Origin of the sequence: Lachnoclostridium sp. MSJ-17, assembly GCF_018918205.1 — a bacterium.
Lineage (GTDB): Bacteria > Bacillota > Clostridia > Oscillospirales > Acutalibacteraceae > Ruminococcoides.
The window spans coordinates 1-4606 of sequence record NZ_JAHLQB010000092.1; the positions used below are offsets into that span (position 1 = coordinate 1).

Consider the following 4606-nt stretch of genomic DNA (forward strand, 5'->3'; position numbering starts at 1 on the left):
GCGCCGCCGAGACGGCCTGAGCACATGATCTTGATACCCTTCGCGCCTCTGCGCATCGCGTTGCCGATGCTCTGCTTCATAGCGCGGCGGAAGGAAATTCTCTTTTCGAGCTGCTGAGCAATGCTCTCGGCAGTGAGCTGAGCGTCGAGCTCGGGAGCCTTGACCTCAACAATATTGATATTGACGGGCTTGTTGAGCATCTTTTCGCACTGAGCCTTGAGCTTCTCAATCTCAGCGCCGCCCTTGCCGATTACAAGACCGGGCTTGGCGGTATGGATGCTGATTCTTACCTTCTTGCCGTCTCTCTCGATCTCAATCTTAGAGATACCGAAGTTGTAGAGCTGCTTTTTGAGCGTCTGACGAAGCTTGTAGTCCTCGGCAAGAGTAGCGCCGAAGTCCTTCTTGCTTGCGTACCAACGGGAATCCCAATCTTTGATAACGCCCACACGCAGTCCGTGCGGATTAACTTTCTGACCCATAATCTAAACCTCCCCTTAGTCTTCTTTTTCCTTGAGTACAAGGGTGATGTGAGAAGTTCTCTTGTTGATGCGGAACGCTCTGCCCTGTGCTCTGGGACGAATTCTCTTAAGGATGGGGCCGGCTGTTGCGTTGCACTCCGCAACGTAGAGCCTGGATACATCCATATCATGGTTGTTCTCAGCGTTAGCCATAGCTGATTTGAGCAGCTTCAAGAGCGGCTCGCAAGCGGCCTTGGGAGTGTGCTTGAGAACAGCTTCCGCGTACTTGACGTCCTTGCCTCTGATGAGATCAAGAACAACGCCAACCTTGCGGGGTGAAACGCGAACAAACTTCGCAATTGCCTTAGCTTCCATTTGCAAAACTCTCCTTCCGCTTATTTGCTGGTCTTTGAACCGGCGTGACCCTTAAAGGTTCTTGTGGGCGCAAACTCGCCGAGCTTGTGACCAACCATATCCTCAGTTACATATACCGGAACGTGCTTGCGGCCGTCGTGAACCGCAAATGTATGACCGACGAATTCGGGGAAGATAGTAGAACTTCTGGACCATGTCTTGAGGATTCTCTTCTCGCCCTTTTCGTTCATTTCAAGGACTCTTTTGAGCAGTACAGGCTGAACAAAAGGACCCTTTTTAGTACTTCTACTCATTGATTAAGCTCCTTTCTGCCCTTACTTACCGTTTCTTCTGCGAACGATAAGCTTGTCGCTCTGCTTGTTGTGCTTACGTGTCTTGTAGCCGAGAGCGGGCTTACCCCACGGGGTAACAGGTCCGGGACGGCCGACGGGGGATTTACCCTCACCACCGCCGTGCGGGTGGTCGTTCGGGTTCATAACGGAACCGCGCACTGTGGGACGCCAGCCCATGTTTCTCTTTCTGCCCGCCTTACCGATCTTCACGTTGAAGTGGTCGGGGTTGGAAACCTGGCCGATTGTCGCCATGCAGGTCTCGGGAACGTTTCTCAGCTCGTTGGAGGGAAGTCTGAGAAGTGCGTAGCCGTTCTCTCTTGCCATGAGCTGAGCCATGTTGCCGGCTGAACGGGCGAGCTGAGCGCCTCTGCCGGGATAGAGCTCGATGTTGTGTACGAATGTACCGACGGGGATAGAGGTAAGGGGAAGCGCGTTGCCGATCTTGATGTCGGCGTTGGGTCCGGCTACGATCTTGTAGCCGATCTTAAGTCCCTCGGGAGCAAGGATATATGCCTTGTCGCCGTCAGCGTACTCAACCAGCGCGATGAACGCGGAGCGGTTGGGATCGTACTCGATAGTCTTAACGATACCCTCAACGTCAAACTTATTGCGCTTGAAGTCGATGATACGATACTTTCTTCTGTTGCCGCCGCCTCTGTGACGAACGGTGATTCTGCCGTAGCTGTTACGTCCTGCCTTCTTGTTAAGGGGAGCAAGCAAGCTCTTTTCGGGGGCAACCTTTGAAAGTCCTGAATAATCAATAACCGACATATTTCTTCTGGAGTTGATAGTCGGCTTGTAAACCTTAATTGCCATTAGTTTTCACTCTCCTCATGATGGTTTTGCGGGAAATGGCTTTTCCCATAACTTCGTCCGTGTCCGCAGGAGCCTGTGTGATATCCGTAGCGGCGACCCTCGCGGTCGCCCTGACAGCCGCAAGGGCTGTCACTACATGCAAGCTCCGCATGAGCGGAACCTCCGGACAATGTCTTAATGTGACATTACATCATGCCTTCAAAAAATTCGATAGGCTTGCTGTCCTCGGTCAAGGTGATGATAGCTTTCTTCCAGCTCTTGGTGTAGCCGCCGTTGTTTCTGCCCTGACGGCGGAATCTGCCGCGGACTGAGACGGTGTTAACCTTTGCAACCTTTACCTTAAAGACTGCCTCGCACGCCTTCGCGATTTCGATTTTGTTCGCTGTCTTAGCAACTTCAAAGGTATATACCTTATTTACCGCGCCGAGCATGCTCTTTTCGGTGATGATCGGGCGTACAATAATATCGTGAGCGATCATGCGTATACCTCCTCGATCTTGCTTACCGCGTCCTTGGCGATGACGAGCTTGTCAGCGTTGAGAATATCATAAACGTTGAGCTCGTTGACCTGAGCGGTCTTAACGCCGGGGATATTTGAAGCGGACTTGATTACCATGCTGTCAACCTCGGGAAGAACGATGAGCGCCTTCTTTTCTACGCCGATAGCGTTGAGCATTGCAGCAATTTTCTTTGTCTTGTACTCGCCTGTTGCGATTGAATCAACAACGACGATGTTGTTCTCCGCAGCCTTGGTCGAGAAAGCGGACTTCATAGCGAGACGTCTTACCTTCTTGTTGACGGTGAAGCGATAGCTTCTGGGCTTGGGAGCGAACACGATGCCGCCGTGTGTCCACTGGGGAGCTCTTGTGGAGCCCTGTCTTGCGCGGCCTGTGCCCTTCTGTCTCCAGGGCTTTTTGCCGCCGCCGGAAACCTCTGATCTTGTGAGAGCAGACTGTGTGCCCTGACGCTGAGCAGCGAGGTAGTTGACTACCATCTGGTGCATAACAGCGGCGTTGGGCTCAATACCGAATACGGACTCAGCGAGGTCGATGGTGCCGACGCTGCTGCCTTCCATATTTACAACTGTAATACTAGGCATTTATAATCCCCCTTCCTTTACGCCTTCACGGAATCTTTGAGAACAACGATTCCTTTGTTGGAGCCGGGAACAGCGCCCTTTACAGCGATGAGGTTGTTTTCAGCGTCAACCTTAACTACTGTGAGGTTCTGAACCGTTACCTGCTCCGAGCCGAGGTGACCCGCCATCTTCTTGCCCTTCCAAACTCTTGAGGGAGAGGAGCAAGCGCCGATCGAGCCGCCGTGACGTACGCAGGGACCTGTGCCGTGGCTTTCCTTGAGACGGTGGAAGTTCCATCTCTTGATAACGCCCGCGGTACCTTTACCCTTGCTCTTGCCGGTTACGTCAATCTTGTCGCCGGGGGTGAATACGTCCGCCTTAACGAGCTGACCGATTTCAAAAGCGTCGGTGTCCTCAAAGCGGAACTCTTTGAGAATTCTCTTGGGTGCTACGCCGTTCTTGTCAAAGAAACCCTTCATGGGCTTGTTGACCTTGTGGGGCTTGAGATCGCCGAATCCGAGCTGTACGGACGCGTAGCCGTCGTTTTCAACTGTCTTTTTGGTGGTTACCACGCAGGGGCCTGCCTCAACAACAGTTACGGGAACAACTCTTCCCTTTTCATCGAAAATCTGTGTCATGCCGATTTTCTTGCCGATGATTGCTTTCTGCATAAGAATTTATCCTCCTTATAGGTTATTGGTTGGCTGTGCCAACATGACCCTGTCTGCTTGTAGGTTGGTATATTTTGATTCGCAGCTTTCAATATCCTTTTCACGTAGGGGCGACCCTTGTGGTTGCCCTTGACAGCCACGAGGGCTGTCGCTACGATTTATGGGATGAATCGATTAAAGCTTGATCTCAATATCAACGCCGGCAGGGAGCTCTAAGCTCATAAGAGCCTCGACTGTCTTGTTTGACGGTCTTAAGATGTCGATAAGACGCTTGTGGGTTCTGATTTCGAACTGCTCACGGCTGTCCTTGTACTTGTGTACCGCGCGAAGGATTGTAACAATCTGCTTCTCGGTGGGGAGCGGTACGGGACCTGAAACTCTCGCGCCTGTGCGCTTTGCCGTAGCAACGATTCTCTCAGCGCTCTGATCGACGAGAGAGTGATCGTAACCCTTTAATCTTATCCTGATTTTTTCCTTGACTGCCATATCGTCGCCTCCTTAAAATTTTATGTGCGTTGGTCTGCCGTTTGGGTTATATGGCAAACCCGCGGCACTTCTTTGCGTCGGACGCGTTACTTCCGGCGCTCTGTCAGGCGGGCTGATCGCGCTCAGATTCCAGAAACTCACCCGGGTGTTTCCTCACCCCGCATGAAAAAAACCGACTCACTATTCAGTTCATCGGCGTACATCTGAACGCAAAAAGAGCATAGTTATGGCAAAGCAACCCACTTGCCGCAAAATACTCTTGTTTCATTGTAATCGCCCGGTTTAAAATCGGACATACTCCACGGAAAAACCGGCATCTTTCAGCCGCAACCTCCCGCTTCATCGCATATCAGTGTGCAGTCACGCAAGTGTTATTATAGCGCATTCAAG

The 4606-nt window shown here is 51.9% G+C and carries 9 protein-coding genes; all 9 read right to left on the reverse strand.

Going from position 1 to position 4606, the window contains the following annotated elements:
* On the reverse strand, positions 1-479 hold a 479-nt coding region (rpsC, locus tag KQI64_RS08020), incomplete at its 3' end, for a 30S ribosomal protein S3 (protein ID WP_216524176.1).
* A gap of 15 nt (positions 480-494) precedes the next feature.
* Entirely contained in the window at positions 495-833 is a 339-nt protein-coding gene (rplV, locus tag KQI64_RS08025) for a 50S ribosomal protein L22 (protein WP_186833777.1), read from the reverse strand.
* 20 nt (positions 834-853) lie between these two features.
* On the reverse strand, positions 854-1126 hold the full coding sequence (rpsS, locus tag KQI64_RS08030; RefSeq protein WP_092965927.1) for a 30S ribosomal protein S19: 273 nt from the start codon (positions 1124-1126) through the stop codon (positions 854-856).
* 21 nt (positions 1127-1147) lie between these two features.
* Positions 1148-1981, reverse strand: coding sequence for a 50S ribosomal protein L2 (gene rplB, locus KQI64_RS08035; protein ID WP_216524177.1), 834 nt, complete (start codon positions 1979-1981; stop codon positions 1148-1150).
* Positions 1971-2132: a hypothetical protein gene (locus KQI64_RS08040; RefSeq protein WP_216524178.1), complete on the reverse strand. Its 162-nt coding sequence runs from the start codon at positions 2130-2132 to the stop codon at positions 1971-1973. The genes rplB and KQI64_RS08040 overlap by 11 nt, the downstream gene beginning before the upstream one ends.
* Positions 2133-2166: 34 nt before the next feature.
* Positions 2167-2460: a 50S ribosomal protein L23 gene (gene rplW, locus KQI64_RS08045; protein ID WP_216524179.1), complete on the reverse strand. Its 294-nt coding sequence runs from the start codon at positions 2458-2460 to the stop codon at positions 2167-2169.
* Positions 2457-3080, reverse strand: coding sequence for a 50S ribosomal protein L4 (rplD, locus tag KQI64_RS08050; RefSeq protein ID WP_216524180.1), 624 nt, complete (start codon positions 3078-3080; stop codon positions 2457-2459). Before rplD ends, rplW begins: the two co-directional genes overlap by 4 nt.
* Before the next feature lie 17 nt (positions 3081-3097).
* Positions 3098-3730, reverse strand: coding sequence for a 50S ribosomal protein L3 (gene rplC / locus KQI64_RS08055; RefSeq protein ID WP_216524181.1), 633 nt, complete (start codon positions 3728-3730; stop codon positions 3098-3100).
* A 174-nt stretch (positions 3731-3904) separates the two neighbouring features.
* Positions 3905-4216, reverse strand: coding sequence for a 30S ribosomal protein S10 (rpsJ, locus tag KQI64_RS08060; RefSeq protein WP_092965937.1), 312 nt, complete (start codon positions 4214-4216; stop codon positions 3905-3907).
* Positions 4217-4606: the final 390 nt, after the last annotated feature.

What these genes read in the sequence shown, in the direction of transcription:
- rpsJ (WP_092965937.1), bottom strand. Translation starts at nt 4,216, where the DNA reads ATGGCAGTCAAGGAAAAAATCAGGATAAGATTAAAGGGTTACGATCAC.
- rplB (WP_216524177.1), bottom strand. Translation starts at nt 1,981, where the DNA reads ATGGCAATTAAGGTTTACAAGCCGACTATCAACTCCAGAAGAAATATG.
- rpsS (WP_092965927.1), bottom strand. Translation starts at nt 1,126, where the DNA reads ATGAGTAGAAGTACTAAAAAGGGTCCTTTTGTTCAGCCTGTACTGCTC.
- rplV (WP_186833777.1), bottom strand. Translation starts at nt 833, where the DNA reads ATGGAAGCTAAGGCAATTGCGAAGTTTGTTCGCGTTTCACCCCGCAAG.
- rplC (WP_216524181.1), bottom strand. Translation starts at nt 3,730, where the DNA reads ATGCAGAAAGCAATCATCGGCAAGAAAATCGGCATGACACAGATTTTC.
- rplW (WP_216524179.1), bottom strand. Translation starts at nt 2,460, where the DNA reads ATGATCGCTCACGATATTATTGTACGCCCGATCATCACCGAAAAGAGC.
- rplD (WP_216524180.1), bottom strand. Translation starts at nt 3,080, where the DNA reads ATGCCTAGTATTACAGTTGTAAATATGGAAGGCAGCAGCGTCGGCACC.
- KQI64_RS08040 (WP_216524178.1), bottom strand. Translation starts at nt 2,132, where the DNA reads ATGCGGAGCTTGCATGTAGTGACAGCCCTTGCGGCTGTCAGGGCGACC.